Annotated in this window: 16 protein-coding genes; 14 read left to right on the top strand and 2 right to left on the bottom strand. The window is 73.8% G+C overall.

The features are described from left to right. Window positions 1-163 precede the first annotated feature (163 nt). From mnmA to BMW99_RS30020, 14 genes are all read left to right on the top strand, one after another. Entirely contained in the window at window positions 164-1,312 is a 1,149-nt protein-coding gene (gene mnmA, locus BMW99_RS30085; protein WP_218108537.1) for a tRNA 2-thiouridine(34) synthase MnmA, read from the top strand. Beyond that, window positions 1,309-1,839 carry an LOG family protein gene (locus BMW99_RS30080; RefSeq protein WP_069467314.1) on the top strand — a complete coding sequence of 177 codons (531 nt, stop codon included), beginning with the start codon at window positions 1,309-1,311 and terminating at the stop codon, window positions 1,837-1,839. The genes mnmA and BMW99_RS30080 overlap by 4 nt, the downstream gene beginning before the upstream one ends. Further along, window positions 1,836-2,552 (top strand): SDR family oxidoreductase, encoded by a 717-nt coding sequence (locus tag BMW99_RS30075; RefSeq protein WP_069467315.1) that lies wholly within the window; start codon window positions 1,836-1,838, stop codon window positions 2,550-2,552. Before BMW99_RS30080 ends, BMW99_RS30075 begins: the two co-directional genes overlap by 4 nt. 207 nt (window positions 2,553-2,759) lie before the next feature. Beyond that, entirely contained in the window at window positions 2,760-3,974 is a 1,215-nt protein-coding gene (locus BMW99_RS30070) for a glycosyltransferase family 39 protein (protein WP_075017921.1), read from the top strand. 52 nt (window positions 3,975-4,026) lie between these two features. Then, the gene (locus BMW99_RS30065; protein WP_075017920.1) at window positions 4,027-5,037 is read left to right on the top strand and encodes a methionine synthase; all 1,011 of its coding nucleotides are present in this window, start codon (window positions 4,027-4,029) and stop codon (window positions 5,035-5,037) included. A 14-nt stretch (window positions 5,038-5,051) separates the two neighbouring features. Beyond that, window positions 5,052-7,268 (top strand): NAD-dependent DNA ligase LigA, encoded by a 2,217-nt coding sequence (ligA, locus tag BMW99_RS30060; RefSeq protein WP_069466868.1) that lies wholly within the window; start codon window positions 5,052-5,054, stop codon window positions 7,266-7,268. 223 nt (window positions 7,269-7,491) lie between these two features. Further along, the gene (locus BMW99_RS30055) at window positions 7,492-9,801 is read left to right on the top strand and encodes a putative bifunctional diguanylate cyclase/phosphodiesterase (RefSeq protein WP_079176234.1); all 2,310 of its coding nucleotides are present in this window, start codon (window positions 7,492-7,494) and stop codon (window positions 9,799-9,801) included. Between the two features lie 129 nt (window positions 9,802-9,930). Next, complete coding sequence (gatC, locus tag BMW99_RS30050) at window positions 9,931-10,227, top strand: Asp-tRNA(Asn)/Glu-tRNA(Gln) amidotransferase subunit GatC (RefSeq protein ID WP_069464690.1); 297 nt, start codon at window positions 9,931-9,933, stop codon at window positions 10,225-10,227. Between the two features lie 5 nt (window positions 10,228-10,232). Further along, entirely contained in the window at window positions 10,233-11,729 is a 1,497-nt protein-coding gene (gene gatA, locus BMW99_RS30045) for an Asp-tRNA(Asn)/Glu-tRNA(Gln) amidotransferase subunit GatA (protein ID WP_069464691.1), read from the top strand. Next, window positions 11,726-11,950, top strand: coding sequence for a hypothetical protein (locus BMW99_RS30040; protein ID WP_069464689.1), 225 nt, complete (start codon window positions 11,726-11,728; stop codon window positions 11,948-11,950). Before gatA ends, BMW99_RS30040 begins: the two co-directional genes overlap by 4 nt. 25 nt (window positions 11,951-11,975) lie before the next feature. Next, entirely contained in the window at window positions 11,976-13,484 is a 1,509-nt protein-coding gene (gene gatB / locus BMW99_RS30035) for an Asp-tRNA(Asn)/Glu-tRNA(Gln) amidotransferase subunit GatB (RefSeq protein ID WP_069464688.1), read from the top strand. A 235-nt stretch (window positions 13,485-13,719) separates the two neighbouring features. Continuing rightward, complete coding sequence (locus tag BMW99_RS30030; protein WP_079176233.1) at window positions 13,720-16,032, top strand: MMPL family transporter; 2,313 nt, start codon at window positions 13,720-13,722, stop codon at window positions 16,030-16,032. 358 nt (window positions 16,033-16,390) lie between these two features. Beyond that, the gene (locus tag BMW99_RS30025) at window positions 16,391-16,618 is read left to right on the top strand and encodes a hypothetical protein (RefSeq protein ID WP_075017919.1); all 228 of its coding nucleotides are present in this window, start codon (window positions 16,391-16,393) and stop codon (window positions 16,616-16,618) included. Then, window positions 16,615-19,773: a helix-turn-helix transcriptional regulator gene (locus tag BMW99_RS30020; protein ID WP_079176232.1), complete on the top strand. Its 3,159-nt coding sequence runs from the start codon at window positions 16,615-16,617 to the stop codon at window positions 19,771-19,773. Before BMW99_RS30025 ends, BMW99_RS30020 begins: the two co-directional genes overlap by 4 nt. A 696-nt stretch (window positions 19,774-20,469) precedes the next feature. Here the strand turns inward: BMW99_RS30020 and BMW99_RS30015 are convergent. Together BMW99_RS30015 and BMW99_RS30010 are read right to left on the bottom strand one after the other, a co-directional pair. Beyond that, window positions 20,470-21,720, bottom strand: coding sequence for a PQQ-dependent sugar dehydrogenase (locus BMW99_RS30015; protein WP_075017918.1), 1,251 nt, complete (start codon window positions 21,718-21,720; stop codon window positions 20,470-20,472). A 64-nt stretch (window positions 21,721-21,784) separates the two neighbouring features. Continuing rightward, window positions 21,785-22,792 (bottom strand): aldo/keto reductase, encoded by a 1,008-nt coding sequence (locus BMW99_RS30010; RefSeq protein ID WP_069462944.1) that lies wholly within the window; start codon window positions 22,790-22,792, stop codon window positions 21,785-21,787. Window positions 22,793-22,837: the final 45 nt, after the last annotated feature.

Below are 22,837 nucleotides of genomic sequence, written 5' to 3'. Positions count from 1 at the left end.
TGTCCAGACTCGAGGGTGGCAACGCTAAGCGCCCGCTCAGTCTTCCCGGCTCGAGCGGGACGCCGACGGAGATGACAGGAGAAGGCAGGAGAAGGCAGGCGAAGGCCGGAAGGCCCGGAAGGCTGGGGCCGGAGGGTCACGCCCCGCCCGTTACCCTGGTGAGGTGAACGAGACCCCAAGGACCGCCCCCGGCAAGCGGCTGCGGGTGCTCGCCGCGATGAGCGGCGGAGTGGACTCCGCGGTCGCGGCGGCCCGGGCCGCCGAGGCGGGGCACGACGTCACCGGCGTGCACCTCGCGCTGTCCGCGAACCCGCAGAGCTTCCGCACCGGGGCCCGCGGCTGCTGCACCGTCGAGGACTCCCGGGACGCCCGGCGCGCCGCCGACGTCATCGGCATCCCCTTCTACGTCTGGGACCTCGCCGAGCGGTTCCGCGAGGACGTCGTCGAGGACTTCGTCGCCGAGTACGCGGCCGGCCGCACCCCCAACCCGTGCCTGCGCTGCAACGAGAAGATCAAGTTCGCCGCGCTGCTCGACAAGGCGCTCGCGCTTGGCTTCGACGCGGTCTGCACCGGCCACTACGCCACGGTCGTGGAACGCCCCGACGGCGGCCGTGAACTGCACCGCGCCAGCGACGCGGCCAAGGACCAGAGCTACGTCCTCGGCGTGCTCGACGAGCGGCAGCTCGCCCACGCCATGTTCCCGCTCGGGGACACCCTCACCACCAAGGACGAGATCCGCGCCGAGGCCGAGCGCCGCGGCCTGGCCGTCGCGCGCAAGCCCGACAGCCACGACATCTGCTTCATCGCCGACGGCGACACCCAGGGCTTCCTGGCCCGCCGCCTCGGCACCGCCGAGGGCGACATCCTCGACGAGGACGGCAACCGGCTCGGCACCCACAGCGGCGCCTACGGCTTCACCGTCGGCCAGCGCAAGGGCCTGCGCATCGGGGTGCCCGCCGACGACGGCAAGCCCCGCTACGTGCTCGACATCTCACCGGTGCGCAACACCGTGACCGTGGGCCCCGCCGATGCGCTCGACGTCCACGCCCTGACCGCCATCCGCCCCCGCTGGTGCGGCACCCCGCCCACCGGCCCCGCCGCGTACACCGCGCAGCTGCGCGCCCACGGCGACGACGTCCCCGTCACCGCCGAGCCGGTCGGCGACGAGCTGCGGGTGTCCTTCGCCGAGCCGGTGCGCGGGGTCGCGCCCGGTCAGGCCGTCGTGCTCTACGACGGCACCCGCGTCGTCGGTTCCGCGACGATCGCGGCCACCATCCGCCATGTCGAGGAGAAACCCCCGGTGACCGTATGAACATCGGCGTGTTCCTGTCCGCCGCCGATCTGGGCGAGCAGTACACCGTCCCCGCCAAGGAGTTCGGCCGGCTCATGGGCGAGGGCGGCCACAGCCTGGTGTGGGGCGGCTCGGAGTCCGGCCTGATGAAGGTCGTCGCCGACGCCGTGCAGGCCTCCGGCGGGCGCCTCATCGGCGTCTCCGTGGAGTTCCTGCACGACGTCGCGCGCAAGGACGCCGACGAGATGGTGATCGCCCGCGACCTCGCGCACCGCAAGGCCGAACTGCTGCAGCGCTCCGACGCGATCGTCGTCATGGTGGGCGGCACCGGCACGCTCGACGAGGCCACCGAGATCCTGGAGCTGAAGAAGCACGGGATGCACCGCAAGCCCGTCGTCGTCCTCAACAGCGCCGGCTTCTACGACGGCCTGGAGCAGCAGTTCCGGCGGATGGAGTCCGAGGGCTTCCTGCCGCTGCCGCTGGCCGACCTGGTCCACTTCGCCGACGACGGCGCCGCCGCCCTCGCCTACCTCCAGGAGCAGGTGTGAGCGCGCCCGGCACGACCGGCCCCCGCGTCCACCTGCTGACCGGCGGCGGCTCCGGCATCGGCGCCGCGCTCGCCCGCCGCCTGCTGGACCGCGGCGACGAGGTGTGGCTGCTGGCCCGCGACGCCGGACGGGCCCGCGAGCTGGAGGCCGCCCACGCCGGCGCCCGCACCCTCGTCGGCGACCTCGGCGAGCCCGGACGGCTGTCCTGGGCACTGGGCCACCAGGCCCAGCCGGACCGGCTGGACACCCTGCTGCACATCGCGGGCGTGGTCGAGCTCGGCCCGGTCGGCGACCTCACCCCGAAGATCTGGCAGGAGACGCTCGCCGCCAACCTGGTCGGTCCCGCCGAGCTGACCCGGCTGGTGCTGCCCCAACTGCGTCTGGGCCGCGGCCACGTGGTGTTCGCCAACTCCGGCGCGGGACTGGCCGCGCACGCCCAGTGGTCCGCGTACGCCGCGAGCAAGCACGGGCTGAAGGCGCTGGCCGACTCGCTGCGGGCCGAGGAGCAGGAGCACGGCGTGCGGGTCACCACCGTCTATCCGGGCCGCACCGCCACGCCCATGCAGGTCAAGGTCCACCAGCAGGAGGGCAAGGCGTACGACGCGGCCCGCTGGATCGACCCGGAGTCCGTCGCCACGGCGGTGCTCACCGCCGTCGACCTGCCGCGGGACGCCCTGATCACCGACCTGACCGTGCGGCCCGGCCTGGCCTGACGCCCCGTCGGGCCCGCCGGTCCCGCCGGCCGTGCCGGGCCCGCGTTCCCCTTGGCGGCCCCTCCCGCCGGGTGCCCGGGCCCCCGTCACCCGACCGTGTGCATCTCGGGCTCTCATCGGGCCTAGGCGCGCCCGTCCGCCGCCGTGTCGTCCGCCCCCGGACCGTAGGGTCGTCCGCGCCCCACCGATCCGAGGGAGCGGACGACCATGGCCCAAGCGACCGCGGCACCCCGGACCGCACCGGCCGGCGCCCGCCGGGACCTGCGCCGCCGTGCCGAGGCCGCCGTCCGGCTGGCCGCCCCCGCGCTCCTCGGCTACGCCACCGCCCGCGCCCTGGGCATCGGGCTGCTCTACTACCTGGCCAAGCGGCGCGGCACCTCGCCCGGCACCGTCCTCTACGGGTCGTGGGACTCACGCTGGTACCTCGACGTCGCCCAGCACGGCTACGACCACACCCTCGACGTCACCGCGCACGGCTGGCACGTCTGGAGCAACCTGGCGTTCTTCCCGCTGTACCCGTGGCTGTGCCGGATCGCCGACGCCCTGCTGCCCACCGGGCCCGCCAAGTCCGCCTGGCTGGTGTCCATGGCCGCGTCGCTGGCCGCCGCGTGGCTGATCTTCCTCGTCGGCAACCGGCTGTACCGGCGCAGGACCGGGACGATCCTGGCGGTGCTCTGGGGCTGCCTGCCGCACGCCGTGGTGGAGAGCATGGCGTACACCGAGTCGCTGTTCACCGCGCTGTGCGCCGGCGCGCTGTACGCGGTGCTCGGCCGGCACTGGGTGCGCGCCGGACTGCTCGCCGCGCTCGCCGGACTCACCCGGCCCACCGGCATCGCCCTGGCCGCCGCGGTCTGCGCGGTCGCGGGCCTGGCGGTGCTGCGCGAGGCGCGGGCCGGCGGCGACTGGTGGCGGCGGGCCTGGCGGCCCGGCCTGGCGCTGCTGCTCGCGCCCGCGGGCTGGCTGACGTTCGTGATCTGGGTCGGCGTGCGGCTGCACCGCGCCGACGGCTACTTCGCGGTCCAGTCCGCGTGGGGCAACAAGCTCAGCAAGGGCGGCTACCTGCTGCGCCGCATCCGCTGGGTGTTCCTCGGGCAGCGCGGCGCCGACATCCCCGTCGCGTACGTCGCCGTCACCCTCGTCGTGATCGCCTGCTTCGCGCTGTTCGTGCTGTGCGTGGTGCAGCGGCAGCCGCTGCCGCTGCTGCTGTTCAGCGGCGCGCTGCTGGCCGTCGTCGGGCTCGGCAAGGGCGTCTACATCGCCCGCGCCCGCTTCCTGCTGCCGGCCTTCCCGCTGCTGATCCCGCTGGCCCGGGTGCTCGCCCGCACCCACCGCCGCACGATCGTGTACACCCTGAGCACCGCGGCGATCGCCTCCGCCGTCTACGGCGTGCACCTCTCGCTGATCTGGAACGGGCCGCCGTGAGCCGCCGAGGGCCCGGGCGGGCCGCCGCCCGGCAGCCACTACCCTTTCGGGCGTGACCACGGACACCCAGCTCAGCCTGCCCGAGGGGACCGCGACCGGGATCGGCTCGATGCCCGGCACGGACGCCCGCGAGGCCGCCCGCGTCGCCGTCGAGGCGGTCGCGGGACTGCCGTTCCTGCCCGAACTGCCCGCACGCGGACCCGGCGCCGACATGATCGGCCGCACCCTGGGGATGCTGGCGGAGCTGTACGCCCGGCTGGAGCCCAGCGGCTGGCGGTTCGGGGACCGGCCCGGCCGCGACACCCGGCGCGCGGTGTCCTGGCTCGGCGAGGACCTCGACGCGCTCGAGGAGTTCACCCAGGGCTACGAAGGGCCGCTGAAGGTCCAGGTGGTCGGCCCGTGGACGCTCGCCGCCGGCGTGGAGCTGCGCGGTGGCGAGGCCGCGCTGTCCGACCCCGGGGCCTGCCGCGACCTGGCCGCCTCGCTCACCGAGGGCCTGACCGCGCACCTGGCCGGGATCGCCCGTCGGGTGCCCGGTGCCCGGCCGGTGCTCCAGCTCGACGAGCCGTCGCTGACCGCCGTCCTCGAAGGCCGGATCCGCAGCGCCAGCGGCTACCGGACCTACCGCGCGGTCGACCGCGCGGTCGTCGAGGGCGCGCTGCGGGACGTGATCCAGGCGGCCGGCGTCCCCGTCACCGTCCACTCGTGCGCCCCGCAGGTGCCGTTCGCGCTGCTGCGCCGGGCCGGGGTCGCGGGCATCTCCTTCGACTTCGATCTGCTCACCGAGCGTGACTGGGATGCCTTCGGTGAGGCGGCCGAGGCCGGCACCGCACTCTTCGCCGGTGTCGTGCCCGGCAAGGATGCCCCGTTGTCAGACCCTGCCGGTAGCGTCAGTGGTGTTCGGGCGCTGTGGCGCAGGCTGGGACTGGCACCGGGGGACATGGGGTCCGCCGTCGCCGTGACCCCGTCCTGCGGTCTGGCGGGGGCCTCGCCGGCCTATGCCCGTGCCGCGCTCGTGCACTGCGCGAAGGCGGCACGCTCGCTCGTCGACAACCCTGAGTGAGGAAGGACGGAATCGTGGCAGCCCAGGAGGACGCAGCCCCCGCGGAGATCCCCGCCGAGGCGCGAGAGCAGCACGCCCGCCTGTCCGAGCAGATCGAGGAGCACCGCTTCCGCTACTACGTCAACGACGCGCCGGTCGTCAGCGACGCCGAGTTCGACCGGCTGCTGCGGGAGCTGGAGGGGATCGAGGAGCGCCACCCGGCGCTGCGCACCCCGGACTCGCCCACCCAGAAGGTGGCCGGCGCCTACGAGACGGACTTCGCCAGCGTCCAGCACATCGAGCGGCTGCTCTCCCTCGACAACGCGTTCACCGACGAGGAACTGGCCACCTGGGCCGACCGGGTCGCCGCCGAGCTGGGCCCGCCCGGCAACGAGCGCAGCCCGTACCACTTCCTGTGCGAGCTCAAGGTCGACGGCCTCGCGGTCAACCTCACGTACGAGAACGGCCGGCTGACCCGCGCCGCCACCCGCGGGGACGGCCGCACCGGCGAGGACATCACCACGAACGTGCGCACCATCGCCGACATCCCCGACCGGCTGGCCGGCGAGCGGGTACCGGAGCTGGTCGAGATCCGCGGCGAGGTGTACTTCCCCGGGGACAAGTTCGAGGAGCTCAACGCCCGGCTGGTGGAGGCGGGCGACAAGCCCTTCGCCAACCCGCGCAACGCCGCGGCCGGGTCGCTGCGGCAGAAGGACCCGCGGGTGACCGCGACCCGCCCGCTGCGGATGGTCGTGCACGGCATCGGCGCCCGCCGCGGCTTCGCCATCGACTGCCAGTCGCACGCCTACGAGCTGCTGAGCGAGTGGGGCCTGCCCACCGCCCGGCACAACAAGGTCGTCGACTCCCTGGACGCCGTAAGGGAGTTCATCGCCTACTACGGCGAGCACCGGCACGACGTCGAGCACGAGATCGACGGCGTGGTGGTGAAGGTCGACGAGATCCCGCTGCAGGGCCGGCTCGGCTCCACCTCACGCGCGCCGCGCTGGGCCATCGCCTGGAAGTACGCGCCGGAGGAGGTCAACACCAAGCTGGTCGACATCCGGGTCGGCGTCGGCCGCACCGGCCGTGTCACCCCGTACGCGGTGGTCGATCCGGTGCACGTGGCCGGCTCGGAGGTCGAGTTCGCGACCCTCCACAACCAGGACGTCGTCAAGAAGAAGGGCGTCCTGATCGGCGACACGGTGGTGCTGCGCAAGGCGGGCGACGTGATCCCCGAGATCCTCGGCCCGGTCGCGGACCTGCGGGACGGCAGTGAGCGGGAGTTCGTGATGCCCGCCGAGTGCCCGGACTGCGGCACCGCGCTGCAGCCGATGAAGGAGGGCGACGTCGACTTGCGCTGCCCCAACGCCCGCTTCTGCCCTGCCCAGTTGCGCGAGCGCCTGTACTACCTGGTCGGTCGCCGCTGCCTGGACATCGAGGCGTTCGGCTACGTCGCGGCCACCGCCCTGACCCAGCCGCTGGACGCCGAACCGCCGCTGAAGGACGAGGGCGACCTGTTCACCCTCGACATCGACACGCTGCTGCCGATCCGCTCCTACGTGCTGGACCAGGACACCGGCCTGCCCAAGCGGGACCCGGCCACCGGCGAGCCCAAGGTGGTGAGCTTCTTCGCCAACCAGAAGGGCGAGCCGAAGAAGAACGCGCTGGCGATGCTCGACAACATCGAGGCCGCCAAGGACCGCCCGCTGGCCCGGATCATCACCGGCCTGTCCATCCGGCACGTCGGCCCGGTCGCCGCCGAGGCGCTGGCCCGCGAGTTCCGCGACCTGGACCGGATCAGGGACGCCGCCGAGGAGGAGCTGGCCGCGGTCGACGGGGTGGGGCCCACCATCGCCGCCTCCGTCAAGCAGTGGTTCGCCGAGGACTGGCACCTGGAGATCATCGAGAAATGGCGCGCGGCCGGCGTGCGGTTCACCGAGGAGGGCTCGGACGAGGGCCCGCGGCCACTCGAAGGACTCACCGTGGTGGTGACCGGAACCCTCGCCTCCTTTACCCGGGATGGCGCAAAGGAGGCGCTGGGCGGCCGGGGTGCGAAAGTCACCGGTTCGGTTTCCAAGAAAACGGACTTCGTGGTGGTCGGCGACAACCCGGGCTCGAAGTACGAGAAGGCCGTGCAGCTGAAGGTCCCGGTCCTCGACGAGGACGGATTCGCCGTCCTGCTCGAACAGGGACCCGAGGCGGCACGCGGCGTCGCGGTGAATCCGGCGGAAAGTGACGGTGAATCGGCCTGAAGAAGCCGAACTTGTCACCCGATCAGCCCATATCAGAATACGGTGACTCCGCAGGTCGCCTTCGGCAATGGCAGTCGTTCGGTGCTCGCGCCACCGCCTCGCGGCCTACTGTGGAACGGCGCGCCATCCCGGCAACAACCGTGCACCACACCTGAAGCGGGGCATCGCCCAGGGGTATCGGCGCGAGGTACCTGCTTGCAAGAGGGCAGTGAGAGGGACGGGCATGGAATCAACGGACAGCGCCCGAGCGGCGCCCCTGCTGGGACGCCCCGCCGTGCGCCCGTCCGTACTCCCCGCCCGTCCCGGGCCGCTGGCCCGGCGGGCACTCACCGCCGTCGCCGCGACCGCCCTGCTGGCCGGTGTGGTCCGGTTGCTGAACGAGGGTCACGCCCTCTTCCCCGGCGGCACGGTGGGCTGGGCGTTCGCGTTCCTCACCGGCATCATCGTCGGCCACCTGGTGGCCATGGGCCGCGACCGCTGGTGGGGCGGCACCGGCTCCGGCGCCGCCCTCACCCTGGCCATGCTGATGCTCTACGGCTGGGTCCCCGCCGTCCTGGTCAGCCTCGCCGTGGTGGTCCTGGTCGGCGCCGCCCGCCGGCACCGCTGGCGGCAGGCCGTGCTGCACGGCGCCATCGACATCCTCGGCATCGGTGCCGGCGCGCTGGCCCTGTGGGCCTTCGGCACCTCTCCCTCGGTCGAGCACCCGTGGGTGCCCGACGCGTGGTCGGCGACCGCCGCCGTCACCGTGGGCGTCACCGGACTGGCCTACCTGGCCGCCACCCGCGCCCTGCTGTGGTGGGCCTTCGCGCCGCGCAGCGGCGGCCTGCCGACGGTGGCCCGCACCGCACTGGTCCGGCAGGGCATGGTCGGCGTCGCCCTGCTCGGCATCTCCCCGCTGATCCTCGTCGTGGCCTGCGACAAGCCGTCGCTGCTGCCGCTGTTCTCGGTGCCGCTGATCGCGCTCGACTCCACCCTGTGGATCGCCCACGCCCGTGCCGAGGAGCAGCTGCGCGACCCGCTCACCGGGCTGCCCAACCGCCAGTGGCTGCTGGAACGCGCCTGGTCGGCGATCGACGTCGCGGCGGAACGGGCCAAGGAGCCCGGCCTCGCCGACGGCGGCACCACGCCCGGCGCCGGCCGGGTCGGCCTGATCCTCATCGACCTGGACAAGTTCCGCTCGGTCAACGACACCCTCGGCCACCTCGCCGGCGACCGGCTGCTGCTGCAGATCGCCGACCGGCTGCGGCTGGCGCTGCCGCGCGGCGCCGAGGCGGCCCGGCTCGGCGGCGACGAGTTCGCCGTGCTGCTGCCGGCCTGCGACTCGCCGACCCGGGCCCAGCGCGTCGCCAGGGCCCTGGTCGCGGCACTGGGCTCACCGATCGGGCTCGACGGCCTGACCCTGGTGCTGGAGGCCAGCGCCGGGGTCGCGGTCTTCCCGGACCACGCGCTGGACGCCGAGGGCCTGCTGCGCCGCGCCGACGTCGCGATGTACCAGGCCAAGCGGGACCGCAGCGGCGTCGAGGTCTACGAGATCACCCGCGACGGCAACACCCCCGACCGGCTGGGCCTGCTCGGCGACCTGCGGCGCGCCCTGGACGCCGGCGAGGTGGAGCTGCACTACCAGCCCAAGGTGCGGTTCGACGGCCAGGTCGCCGGCCTGGAGGCGCTGGTGCGCTGGGAGCACCCGGACCGCGGCCGGGTCAACCCCGACGAGTTCATCGCCATGGCCGAGACGTCCGGCCTGATGCCCCAGCTGACCGAGTACGTGCTGGACACCGCGCTGGCCCAGATCGCCCGCTGGCGCGAGGCCGGGATCGACGTGCCGGTCGCCGTCAACGTGTCGCCGCGCGACGTGCACAGCCCCGGCTTCGCCGGAGCCGTCGCCGCCCGCCTGGCCCACCACCGGGTGCCGCCCGGCTGCCTGCAGCTGGAGATCACGGAGCACGTGCTGCTGGAGGACCCGCAGCGGGCCGCCGAGACGCTCAACGCGCTCACCGGCCACGGCGTGAAGATGTCGCTGGACGACTTCGGCACCGGCTACTCCTCGCTGGTCCACCTGCGCCGGCTGCCCGTCAGCGAGCTGAAGATCGACCGCTCGTTCGTGGCCCGGCTGGTCGTGGACCCCGAGGACGCCGAGATCGTCCGCTGCACCGTGGACCTGGCGCACTCCCTCGGCCTGATGGTCGTCGCCGAGGGCGTGGAGGACGACGAGACCTGGGAGCGGCTGCGGGACCTGCGCTGCGACGCCGTGCAGGGCTGGCTGGTCGCCGCCGCGATGCCGCCCGACGAGGCCACGACCTGGCTGCGGGCCCGCGGCGAGGGCGGCTGGCAGCGGCCGGCCCGCCCCGCCCGGACGGCCGCCGCCCGCGGCGCCTCCGCCGCGCCGGACGCACCTCTGCCCGCCCTCCCGGATGCGCCTCTGTCCGCCCTCCCGGCCTCGCCCCTTCCCGCCCTCCCGCCCGCGGAGCCGGAGCCCGAGCACGCGTCCGTCGCCGACGCAGGCACCCCCACCGGCAGGGCCGCGACGAGCTAGCTCCCGCCCCGCGACGGGCCGGGCCCCGGGTTCCGGCGGGGCGCGGGGGTAATGGGGGTGCGGGCGCGTACCTCGGGGCCCGTAGGATTGAGGCCACAAACGACATCTCACCCCCCAGAGGATCGCCGCATGCCTGGCATCACGCCCGAGGAGGTCGCGCACCTCGGCCGGCTGGCACGACTGGAGCTCTCCAGCGAAGAGTTGGACCACTTCGCCGGACAGCTCGACGACATCATCGGTGCCGTAGCCCGCGTCTCCGAGGTGGCCGGCGAGGACGTCCCGCCGACCTCCCACCCGCTGCCCCTGACCAACGTCATGCGCCAGGACACCGTCCGGCCGTCCCTGACCCCGGACCAGGCCCTGTCCGGCGCGCCCGCGCAGGAGCAGCAGCGCTTCAAGGTGCCCCAGATCCTCGGGGAGGACTGATCGTGATGACGACCGACATCATCAGGCTGACGGCGGCCGAGACCGCCGCGAAGATCGCCTCCGGCGAGCTGACCGCCGTCGAGGTCACCGAGGCGCACCTGGCCCGTATCGAGGCCGTCGACGAGAAGGTGCACGCCTTCCTGCACGTCGACCGCGAGGGCGCGCTCGCCCAGGCCCGCGCGGTGGACGCCAAGCGCGCCGCGGGCGAGCCGCTCGGCCCGCTGGCCGGCGTCCCGCTGGCCCTGAAGGACATCTTCACCACCGAGGGCGTGCCGACCACCGTCGGCTCCAAGATCCTCGAGGGCTGGATCCCGCCGTACGACGCGACGGTCACCAAGCGGCTCAAGGACGCCGACGTGGTGATCCTCGGCAAGACCAACATGGACGAGTTCGCCATGGGGTCCTCCACCGAGAACAGCGCGTACGGTCCCACGGGCAACCCGTGGGACCTCACCCGCATCCCCGGCGGCTCCGGCGGCGGCTCGGCCGCGGCCCTGGCCTCGTACCAGGCGCCGCTGGCCATCGGCACCGACACCGGCGGCTCCATCCGGCAGCCCGCCGCCGTCACCGCCACCGTCGGCGTGAAGCCGACCTACGGCGGGGTGTCCCGGTACGGCATGGTGGCGTTCTCCTCGTCCCTGGACCAGGGCGGGCCGTGCGCCCGCACGGTGCTCGACGCGGCCCTGCTGCACGAGGTGATCGCCGGGCACGACCCGATGGACTCCACCTCCGTCGACGTGCCGGTGCCGCCGGTCGTCGAGGCCGCCCGCAACGGCAGCGTCGCGGGCCTGCGGGTCGGCGTCATCAAGGAGTTCGGCGGCGAGGGCTTCCAGGCCGGCGTCGTGCAGCGGTTCAACGAGTCCGTGGAGATGCTGCGCGAGCTGGGTGCCGAGGTCGTCGAGCTGTCCTGCCCGTCGTTCACCTACGCGCTGGCCGCCTACTACCTGATCGCGCCGTCGGAGTGCTCCAGCAACCTGGCCCGCTTCGACGCCATGCGCTACGGGCTGCGGGTCGGCGACGACGGCTCGCACTCCGCGGAGGAGGTCACCGCGCTGACCCGCGAGGCCGGCTTCGGTCCCGAGGTCAAGCGCCGCGTCATCCTCGGCACGTACGCGCTCAGCTCCGGCTACTACGACGCGTACTACGGCTCGGCGCAGAAGGTCCGCACGCTGATCTCCCGCGACTTCGAGCGGGCGTTCGAGAGCGTCGACGTGATCGTCTCGCCGACCACTCCGACCACGGCGTTCCCGATCGGCGAGCGCGTCGACGACCCGCTGGCGATGTACCTGGCGGACCTCTGCACCATCCCGGTCAACCTGGCCGGCAACGCGGCGATGTCGCTGCCCTGCGGTCTCGCCCCGGAGGATGGTCTCCCGGTGGGTCTGCAGATCATCGCGCCCGCGCTCAAGGACGACCGGCTCTACCGGGTCGGCGCCGCCGTCGAGGCCGCCTTCGTGACGAAGTGGGGCCACCCGCTGCTTGAGGAGGCACCGCAGCTGTGAGCACCAACAAGGGCAAGAAGAGCAAGGCCGGCACCTACCTGGCCATCGGCACGACCCTGTTCGCCGCCTTCAGCAACGTCAAGAAGGTACGCAGCGCACGGGGCGACGAGGACACCCTGCAGCTGGTGGACGGCCTGATCCGGGTGGCCGCGGTGGCCACCGGCGTGGCTCTGCTCATCCGCGAGCTGCGCCAGCACGACGACGACGTCCTGACGGACTGATCAGAGGACTGAGGTAGAGCGAACTGTGACCGTCACGGACCTGCTGCCCTACGAGGACGCGCTGGCGACCTACGACCCGGTGATGGGCCTCGAGGTCCACGTCGAGCTGGGCACCCGCACCAAGATGTTCTGCGGCTGCTCCACGGAGCTGGGCGCCGCGCCCAACTCGCAGACGTGCCCGACCTGCCTGGGCCTGCCCGGCTCGCTGCCGGTCGTCAACGCGACCGGCGTCGAGTCCGCGATCAAGATCGGCCTGGCGCTGAACTGCGAGATCGCCGAGTGGTGCCGCTTCGCGCGGAAGAACTACTTCTACCCGGACATGCCGAAGAACTTCCAGACCTCCCAGTACGACGAGCCGATCGCCTTCAACGGCTATCTGGACGTCCAGCTGGAGGACGGGGAGGTCTTCCGGGTGCAGATCGAGCGCGCCCACATGGAGGAGGACACCGGCAAGTCCACCCACGTCGGCGGGGCCACCGGCCGTATCCACGGCGCGACGTACTCGCTGCTGGACTACAACCGGGCCGGCATCCCGCTGATCGAGATCGTCACCAAGCCGATCGAGGGTGCCGGCGACCGGGCCCCCGAGGTGGCGCGGGCGTACGTCGCCGAGCTGCGTGAGCTGATCAAGGCGCTGGGGGTGTCCGAGGCCCGCATGGAGATGGGCCAGATGCGCTGCGACGTCAACCTGTCGCTGCGCCCCCGGGGCGAGCAGAAGTTCGGCACCCGCAGCGAGACGAAGAACGTCAACAGCCTGCGCAGCGTCGAGCGGGCCGCCCGGTACGAGATCCAGCGGCACGCCGCGGTGCTCTCGACCGGCGGCACCATCGTCCAGGAGACCCGTCACTTCCACGAGGAGGACGGCTCCACCACCTCCGGCCGGATCAAGGAGGAGGCCGAGGACTACCGGTACTTCCCCGAGCCGGACCTGGTGCCGGTGGCACCGCCCCGCGACTGGGTCGAGGAGCTGCGCTCCGGTCTGCCCGAGCTGCCGCGGCTGCGCCGCGAGCGGCTGAAGACGGACTGGGGCATCTCCGACCACGAGATGCAGTCGGTGCTGAACGCCGGTGCCCTCGACCTCATCGTCGCCACCATCGACGCCGGCGCGGACGGCGCCGCGGCCCGCAAGTGGTGGATGGGCGAGCTGGCCCGGCACGCCAACGAGTCCGGTGTCGAGCTGCCGGCGGTGCCGATCACCCCGGTGCAGGTGGCCCGGGTGTCGGCGCTGGTCGCCGCGGGCGACCTCAACGACAAGCTGGCCCGGCAGGTCATCGAGGGCGTGCTGGCCGGCGAGGGCGACCCGGACCAGGTCGTGGACCGGCGCGGGCTGAAGGTCGTCTCCGACGACAGCGCGCTCGGCGCGGCCGTGGACCAGGCGATCGCGGACAACGCGGCGATCGCCGAGAAGATCCGCGGCGGCAACCTGGCGGCGGCCGGCGCGCTGATCGGCGCCGTCATGAAGCTCACCCGCGGCCAGGCGGACGCCAAGCGCGTCCGTGAACTGGTGCTGGAGAAGCTCGGCGTCCAGGGCTGATCCGGCGGCCGGTCCGGCGCCGGGATCCGGCCCGGTCCGAGGGCCGGCCGGAGCTCTTCCGGGGGCGGATTCGCCGCTCGGATAAGGCATATGTAAGGGCGGTACCCGAAATTCGGGTGCCGTCCTTACGTGCTTTTTACCGCTTGTGAGGAAGGGCACGAAAGTCCCAATCGATCACGTTTAGCTGGCACAGTGGGGCGAAATCACGGGCTGCCCTCACAGGAGACAACTGCGCATGGCCGCACTCGCCAGGTGGTGCATCAACCGCCGCATCACCGTCGTGATCCTGTGGCTCGCCGTCCTTCTCGGCCTGACCGCGGCCGCCGGTGCCGCCGGCTCCGCGTACTCCAAGAGCTACAACGCTCCCGGGACCGAGTCCGGCCACGCCGCCGCCCTGCTGCACGACGCGTTCCCCGGGCAGGCGGGCGACACCGACACCATCGTCTGGCACACCGACCACGGCAGCGTCCGGGCCGCAAGCGTCGAGCAGACCATGACCAAGGTCCTCGACAAGACCCGCACCCTGCCCGGCGTCACCTCCGTCGTCGGCCCGTACGGCGCCTCCGGCGCCGGCCAGATCAGCCGCGACGGCCACACCGCGTACGCCTCCGTCTCCTACGCCCAGGAGGCCGAGAACATCAGCTCCGCCCAGGCACACGCCCTGGTGGACACCGCCAAGGCCGCCGGGACCGCCGACCTCCAGGTCGAGCTGGGCGGCCAGGCCGTCGGCAGCACCGAGGGCACCAGTGCCCACCTCAGCGAGATCGTCGGCGTCGCCGTGGCGGCCGTGGTGCTGCTGCTGGCGTTCGGCTCGTTCGCGGCGATGCTCCTGCCCATCGCGACCGCGCTCGTCGGCTGCGGCACCGCCTACATGGCCACCGTGCTGCTCGGCCACGGCATGACGGTCGCGGACTTCGCCCCCATGCTCGGCATGCTCGTCGGCCTCGGCGTCGGCATCGACTACGCGCTGTTCATCGTCACCCGGCACCGCAGAGGGCTCAAACGCGGCCTGACCGTCGCCCAGGCCGCCGAGGAGGCGGTCGCCACCACCGGCAGGGCCGTGGTCTTCGCCGGCGGCACGGTGTGCGCCGCGCTGCTCGGCATGTTCATCCTCCGCCTCGGATTCCTCAACGGCGTCGCCGTCGCGTCCGCGCTGACCGTGCTGCTCACCGTCGCCGCCTCGATCACCCTGCTGCCGGCGCTGCTCGGCCTGATAGGGCAGCGCGCCCTCAGCCGCCGCGAGCGCCGCACGCTCGCCGAGCTCGGCCCGCAGCCGGAGATGCCCGCCGGGCTGGCCGCCCGCTGGTCCGCGTTCGTCGAACGGCACCCCAAGCTGCTCGGCGGGCTCGCCGCGGTCGTCATGGTCGTGCTCGCGCTGCCCACCTTCACGCTCCACCTCGGCACCTCCGACCAGGGCAACGGCCCGGCGACCGCCACCACCCGCCAGGCGTACGACCTGCTCGCCCAGGGCTTCGGGCCGGGCACCAACGGCCCGCTCACCCTCGTCGGCACCGCGGACAGCGCGAGCGCCCGGGTGGCCATGGACGCCCTGCCGCAGACGCTGGAGCACACCGCCGGCGTGGCGTCCGTCAGCCCCACCGTCTTCGACGGCTCCGGCACGACCGGCGTCATCACCGTCGTCCCCGACAGCTCCCCGCAGTCCCACGCCACCTCCGCGCTGGTCCAGCACCTGCGACACGACGTGCTGCCGTCCGCGGCGCACGGGAACGGTCTGCACGTCTACGTCGGCGGCACCACCGCCAGCTACGACGACTTCGCGCAGGTGATCATCGGCAAGCTGCCGCTGTTCGTCGGCTCCGTCGTCGGCCTGGGCTGCATCCTGCTGCTGCTCGCCTTCCGCTCCCTGGGCATCCCGCTCAAGGCCGCGGTGATGAACGTCGCCGCCGTCGGCGCGTCCTTCGGCGTGGTCACCGCGATCTTCCAGTGGGGCTGGGGCACCGAGTGGCTGGGCCTGGGCCGGGCCGGGCCCATCGAGCCGTTCCTGCCGGTGATCATGGTCTCGGTGCTCTTCGGGCTCTCCATGGACTACCAGGTGTTCCTGGTCAGCCGGATGTACGAGGAGTGGCAGGAGACCCGCGACAACCGGCGCGCGGTACGGGTCGGCCTGGCCGAGACCAGCCGGGTGATCAACTCCGCCGCGGTCATCATGATCGCCGTCTTCCTGGCCTTCGTGCTCAGCGGCGACCGCGTCATGTCGATGTTCGGCATCGGACTGGCCTCCGCCGTGGCCCTCGACGCGTTCGTGCTGCGCACCCTGCTGGTGCCCGCGCTGATGCACCTGCTGGGCGGCGCCAACTGGTGGCTGCCCGGCTGGCTCGAACGCAGGCTGCCGCGGCTCAGTATCGAGGCGCCCGCCGCCACCGCCGTACCGCCGGTGCCCGCGCTGCCCGGCGGACCGGTGCCGCCCGCACCGGACCAGCACGCCGGCGCCGGTCCGGCCCGCACGCCCACCCCGCGCCCGGTGCCCCTGTCCGACGAGCGCGCGTTGCGCGCCCGCAGCGCCCAGGAGACGTACCGGACCCGCTGACACCGGCGCCCCAACCCCCCGGATTCCGCAAGGAGTTCGGGGGGTTCCGCGTCCCGGCGCGGCACGGGCCCGCGCCGCGGGCCCACGTGCCGCGTACGGTCGCGGCGCGCCCACGGGCCACCGGAACCCGGATGCCTAAGGCGTCCGAGGCGGCCTAAGGCCCCCCGGGCCCGGCCTAAGGCCCTCTGAGTCCCCGCCGGGCCCCGCGGCGGTCCGGTCTAAGGCCCCCGCGCCGCCGTCTGAGGCGCCCGGGACCCCCCCGGGCCCGGAAGTTCGGGCAGGTGCCCGATGTGGCGGACCCCCCTTGGAGACGAAGCTTGTCTCAGCGAAAAGGACACGACATCCAAGGAGACCCACCATGTTCGGCTACGAACTCCAGAACGAGCTCCAGAAGGCCCACCGTTCCGACCTCCAGCGCGAGGCCGAGCAGTGGCGGCTCGCACGGGACGCCAAGGCCGCCCGCACCAGCGAGCGGCGCGCGCGCCGCACCGGCGCCAGGACCGCGTCCCGCGGCAGCGACGCCGAGGCGTCCGGATCGTCACTCGGCCGCCTGCACCGCGCCCTGCACCCGCACAGCGCGGCATGACCGCCCAGGCGCCGGCGGCCTCCCCGGCGGCCGCCGGCACCCAGCCCGCCGGGGAGGCCGCGGGCACCGGAACCGCGCAGGTAAACGGTGTCGCCGCGAGGGCCTTGCATGACATCCTCGACACCGTGCAGACACAGTCCCTGAGCCCGGTGTTCATCGGCCGCGACGCCGAGCTGAAACGCCTGGCCGCGGCCCTGGCCGCCGCGGACCGGGGCGAGCCGCAGGCGGTGCTGATCGGCGGTGAGGCAGGCGTCGGCAAGACCCGCCTCACCGAGGAGTTCCTGACGGCTGCGCGGGGCACGGGGGCCGTCGCCGCCGTCGGGGCATGTGTGGAGATCGGCGCGGACGGACTGCCGTTCGCGCCGATCTCCACGGCACTGCGCGACCTGCACGCCACCCTCGGCCCCGAACTCGTGCGCGCCGCCGCCGGCCAGGAGACCGAACTGGCCCGGCTGCTGCCCGAACTGGGCGAGCAGGGCGCCACCCGGCGCGACCCGCACGACGAGAACGGCCGGGTCCGCCTCTTCGAACTCACCGTCCGGCTGCTGGAACGCCTGGGCGTCGACCGGACGCTGGTCCTGGTCGTCGAGGACCTGCACTGGGCGGACCGGTCCACCCGCGAACTGCTCGCGTACCTCTTCCGCTCCCTGCAGCGCGCCCGGGTCCTCATCGCCGCCACCTACCGGGCCGACGACATCCACCGCCGCCACCCGCTGCGGCCGTTCCTCGCCGAGACGGACCGGCTGCGCACCGTGGACCGCGTCGAGCTGTCCCGGTTCACCCACGACGAGGTGCGCCGCCAGCTCGCCGCGATCCTCCGCGCCGAACCCGAGGACGCCATCGTCGACCAGGTCTTCGCCCGCTCCGACGGCAACCCCTTCTTCGTCGAGGAACTCGCCTGCTCCCTCGACGGCACCTGCTCCACCGGCATCAGCGAGTCGCTGCGCGACCTGCTGCTGGTCCGCGTCGAGGCGCTGTCCGAGGACGCCCAGCGGGTCGCCCGGATCGTCGCCGAGGGCGGCAACACCGTCGAGTACCGGCTGCTCGACGCGATCGCGGGCCTGGAGGAGGACCAGCTGATCGCGGCGCTGCGGACCGCCGTCGGCGCGAACATCCTGGTGCCCACCGACAGCGGCGACGGCTACCGCTTCCGCCACTCGCTGGTCCGCGAGGCCGTCGGCGACGACCTGCTGCCCGGCGAGCGCAGCCGCATCAACCGCCGCTACGCGCAGGCCGTCGAGGCCGACCCCGGCCTGGTACGGGCCGACGAGCGGGCCGCCCGCCTCGCCTCCTACTGGTACTCCGCCCACGACCCGGCCCGGGCGCTGCCCGCGGTGCTGCGCGCCTCCGTCGAGGCACGCCGCCGGCACGCCTACGCCGAGCAGCACCGCCTGCTGGAACGCGCGCTGGAACTCTGGGAGGACGCCCCCGAGGACGTCCGCGCCCGGCTGCGGCCGCTGGACTGCGCCGAGGCCTACCCGCCCATGACGGCCTCCGGCACGGCGGACGCCGCGGACGGCGGCGACGCGCCGGCCGCCCCGCTGAGCTTCCTCGACCTGCTCGCCGAGATCACCGTCGCCGCCCGGCTGAGCGGCGAGCGCGAGCGGGCCCACACCGTCGCCAAGCGCGCCACGCACCTCATCGAACGCACCGGCGCCGTCGAGCCGCTCCGGGCCGCCTGGTTCTGGGCCCAGCGGTCCCGGCTCACCGAGGACCTCGCCCGCGGCGACGGCTGGGAGGAGCTGTCCCGCGCCCGCGAACTCGTCCGCGGGCTGCCTCCGTCGGCCGTGCACGCCGAGGTGATGGCCATGATCGCCGGGTGGATCATGGTCCACAAGTCCGGTGCCGAGGGCATCTCCGTCGCCGAGCGTGCCGTCGAACTCGCCCGGGCCGCGGGCGACCGCGACACCGAACTGCACGCCCGTGTCACCCTCGGACTCCTCCAGGTCGACATCGGTGAGATCGACCGCGGCATCGCGCAGGTCGAGGACGTCCGGCGGGTCGCCCGCGACCTGCGCTCGCGCAGCCTCGTCGCCCGCACCTACGGCAATCTCGCCTCGGTGCTCGAGGGCGCCGGCCGCTCCGCCGAGGCGGTCCGCGTCAGCCGCGAGGGCCTGGCCCTGCTGGGGGAGAAGGTCGCCAACATCACCCGGGCGTGGCTGCTCACCAACGAGGGCGAGTCGCTGCTGGCGTCCGGCGAGTACGAGGCCGCGCTCGTACCGCTGGACCAGGCCCGGCGGCTGGCCGAACGCACGTATCTGCGCGGCGGCTTGGAGATCCTGCTCGGCCACCGGGCGCTGGGCGTCGGCGACGACGGTGCCGCGGAGGCCCATCTCGCCGAGGCGCAGGCACTCCTGCAGCACGACACGCAGCCGCAGCACCTCATCCCGCTGCGCGCCCTGGCCGCCGAACTGGCCGTCGCGCAAGGGAGGTTCGAGGACGCCCGGCGGGAGCTGCGGGCCGTCGGCGAGGTCGGGTTCCCGCCCGGCACCGCGCGCTTCGGCTGGCCGCTGCTCGCCGCGGGCGCGGCCGCGGAGGCGGCGGACCCCGCCGGCGCCGATCCCGAGGCGCTCGGCCGGATCGAGGACGCCGCGGGCCGGCTGCCACGGGACTCCGGCGTGGCCGCGGCGTACGCACTGCTGGTCGCGGCCGAACTGGACCGTGCCCGGGGCGGCCACGACGCGGCGCTCTGGGCCGCGGCGGAGGCGGCGTTCGCCGCGGAGGAGCGGCCGGTCGAGCTGGCCGGGATCCGGCTGCGCCGGGCCGAGTGCGTGCTGGCCGCGGGGGAGCGGGAGGCGGGAGCGGACCTGCTGTCCCTCGCGCACGCCGCGGCCCTGCGGGCCGGGGCGGGGCCGCTGGGCGCGCGCGTCGCGGAGGTGGCCCGGCGGGCCGGGGTTCCCCTGGCGTCCACCGCGACGGCGGCGCCGAGCGTCGCCGGGCGGACGTCGGTTGAGACGCTCGGGCTCACCGCTCGCGAGCGGGACGTCCTTCGACTGGTCGCCGAGGGGCGGACGAACCGGCAGATCGCCGAGGAGCTCTTCATCTCGCCGAAGACGGCGAGTGTGCATGTCTCCAACATCCTGGCGAAGCTTTCCGTGTCCACCCGCGGCGAGGCGGCGGCGCTCGCCCACCGGCTCGCCCTCTTCCCCTCCTGACGCGCCGGTGCGTTCGCGCGCAGCGCGGGGTTCGCCCCACCCCGCGCTGCGCGCGGCCCTACGGCTTCCGGGCTGCCCCGCGCTGCGCGCTGCCGTCTGCCGCGCCGTCGTGGCTTGTCGCGCAGTTCCCCGCGCCCCTGGCGGTGCACGTCGGTGGGTGGGGTCAGGGGCCACTCCGGGAGTGTCTCCTCGAGCTTTGCATGGCGGCTTTTTCCAGATTGGTGGGCCGGGGCCTTGCAAAGCTCTGCGGGGACACACCCGGATCGTCCCCTTCCGGCCGGTCCCCGTCTGCGGGAGGACAGAGCTTGGCCGTGTCCCATGTCCCCCGCCGCACGGTGGGTGAGTGGGAGGGGGTGGGGAGGAAGTGCTCCCCGCAGAGAAATGTGCGTGGCCCCCGGGTGCGGATGTGGACGAACCCGTATGCACATTTCCGAGGAGACGCTTCCGGAGCGCCCCCGACCCCACGGACAAAGGGCACGCATATCAGGGGCGCGGGGTCCCCCAGCCTTCGGCCGGGAGGTGCCCCCAGCGCGACAAGCCACGACGAGACCGGCAGACGGCAGCGCGCAGCGCGGGGCACCCCGGAAGCCGTAGCCACCCACCGGCCGGTGGACAACGAGCAAGCCCCGGGGGCACCCCGTAGGCCGAACCCAGCAAGCCCCAGGGGCACCCGTTAGCTCTCCGCAGGGGAAAGCTTCAGGAGACGGTGAGCTGGAGGACCCGATCGTCGCCCGGGTGCGGGCTGCCCCGGCCGTCCGTGTTGCTCGTGGTGAGCAGCAGCGTGTGCGCGTCGACGGCGACGACGGTGCGGAGACGGCCGTACGTGTTCGTGAAGAAGGCCTGCGGCGGGGCCGCCGCACGGGGACCGTCGAGCGGGATGCGCCACAAGCGCTGGCCGTGCAGCGCGGCCATCCAGATGGAGCCGCCCGCGTAGGCGATGCCGCTGGGGGACGCCTCGTCGGTGTGCCACTGGACGACGGGGTCGATGTACGGCGCGCGGTGCGCGATGCCCTCGACGACCGGCCACCCGTAGTTGCCTCCGGGCTTGATGAGGTTCAGCTCGTCCCACCGGTCCTGACCGAACTCCGAGGCCCACAGGCGTCCTTGGGCGTCCCAGGCGAGACCCTGGACGTTGCGGTGGCCGGTGGAGTACACCAGCGACCCGGGTACCGGGTTGTCCTTGGGCGGCTGCCCGTCCGGCGTCATCCGCAGGATCTTGCCCGCCAGCGACCCCACGTCCTGGGCGAGCCCGCGCTGCCCGGTCTCGCCGGTCCCGGCGTACAGCATGCCGTCGGGTCCGAAGGCGATCCGCCCGCCGTTGTGGATCAGGCCCATGGGGATGCCGCGCAGGATGGTGTCGGGCGCCCCGAGCTGGTCGCCCTTCGCCCGCGTCGGGTCGTACAGCATGCGTGCGATGCGGTTGTCGGACTCGGTGGTGAAGTACGCGTAGATCAGATGGTCGGACCCGAAGTGGGGGGAGGCGGCGAGCCCGAGCAGGCCCGCCTCACCGCCCTGGGTGTGGGACACCCCCGGCACCGTGCCGATGGGCGTGACCGTGTGCTTCGCGGGGTCGACGAGGGAGATGCGCCCGCTGTCCCGGGAGGCCACCAGCAGCGTGCCGTCCGGGAGTTGGGCGACGCCCCAGGGCTGGGCGATACCGGTCGCCACCGTGGCGGTGACCTTCGCGGTGCCCTTGGCCGGCGCCGCCGACAGCGTCGCGGAGGCCGTCGCACCGGGCGCCGCGTGCTGGGAGGGCGCGGCCGGGGCGGACGCGGACGCCCGGCCCGAGGGGGACAGCAGCGGCGACACCCCGTGTCCGCCGCCGGAGGAGCAGCCGCCCAGCACCAGCGCCAGCCCGGCGGCCGCCGCACCCGCGGTCGTGCCCGCGCGCCCGCGCCGCCCGGCGCCCCGCGGCCGGTCCGTGCCCGTACGACTGACTGTCCTCACCCTTCCAGCACACCACACACCCACCCCGCGCCGTGCGCGTTCGCCGCCGCGCGGTGATCACGGTTCAGTCCCACGACCCCCGCGCGGGCGGCAGCCCGGCGATCTCCGCGAGGTCGCCGTCGGTCAGCCGGAGCGCCGCGGCCGCGGCGTTCTCCCGGGCCCAGCGGGCGGTCTTGGTGCCGGGTACCGGGACCACCGACCGCCCCTGGGCCAGCGTCCAGGCCAGCGCCACCTGCGCCGGGGTCGCGCCGTGGCGTTCCGCCACCCGGCGCAGGCCGGCCACGATCGGCTGGTTCGCGGCCATCATCTCCGCGGTGAACCGCGGGTGCCGGGCCCGCAGGTCGTCCGGCTCGAACCCGCCGCCGGGCGTGAGCGTGCCGGTGAGGAAACCGTTCCCCAGCGGCATCGCGGCCATGAAGCCGACACCGCGCGCCGTACACCACGGCAGCAGCTCGTCCAGTGCCTCCGGCGCCCACACCGACAGCTCGGCCTGCACGCAGCTGACCGGGAAGACCTGCTGGGCGCGCGCCAGGTGCTGGAGGGTCTCCGCGTGCAGGTGCCCGTTGCCGCCCTGCCGGGCGCGCACCCGGCTGCCCCGGGCGCCCACCGCGCTCAGGCCCAGCGCCCGCACCTTGCCCGCGCCCACCAGCCCGGCGAGCGCGCCCCAGGTCTCCTCGATCGGCACCTCGGGGTCGACGCGGTGCAGCAGGTACAGGTCGATGACGTCGGTCTGCAGCCGGCGCAGCGACGCGTCGCAGGCCCTTCTCACGTACCCGGGGCGGCCGTTGGCCACGATGTGCTGCTCGCCGACGAGCAGCCCGCACTTCGTCGACACGAACGCTTCGGCCCGCCGTTCCTTCAACACCCGCCCGAGAAGCAGCTCGTTGGTGAACGGCCCGTACATGTCCGCGGTGTCCAGCAGCGTCGTGCCGCGGTCCAGCGCCGTGTGCACCGCCCGCAGCGACTCCTCGCCGTCCTGCCGCGACGTGGTGTAGGCCCAGCTCATCGGCATGCAGCCCAGGCCCACCGCGCCCACTTCCAGAGCCGCCGCCCCGACCGTCCTGCGCTCCACGTACCCGACCTCCCTCGCGCGGCCTTACTGTGCCACACGGTCCGC

It is taken from the genome of Actinacidiphila rubida (assembly GCF_900110255.1).
GTDB classification, from domain to species: domain Bacteria; phylum Actinomycetota; class Actinomycetes; order Streptomycetales; family Streptomycetaceae; genus Actinacidiphila; species Actinacidiphila rubida.
The sequence above is the reverse complement of the archived record's forward strand: the minus strand, read 5'-3'. Positions and strand labels throughout refer to the sequence as shown.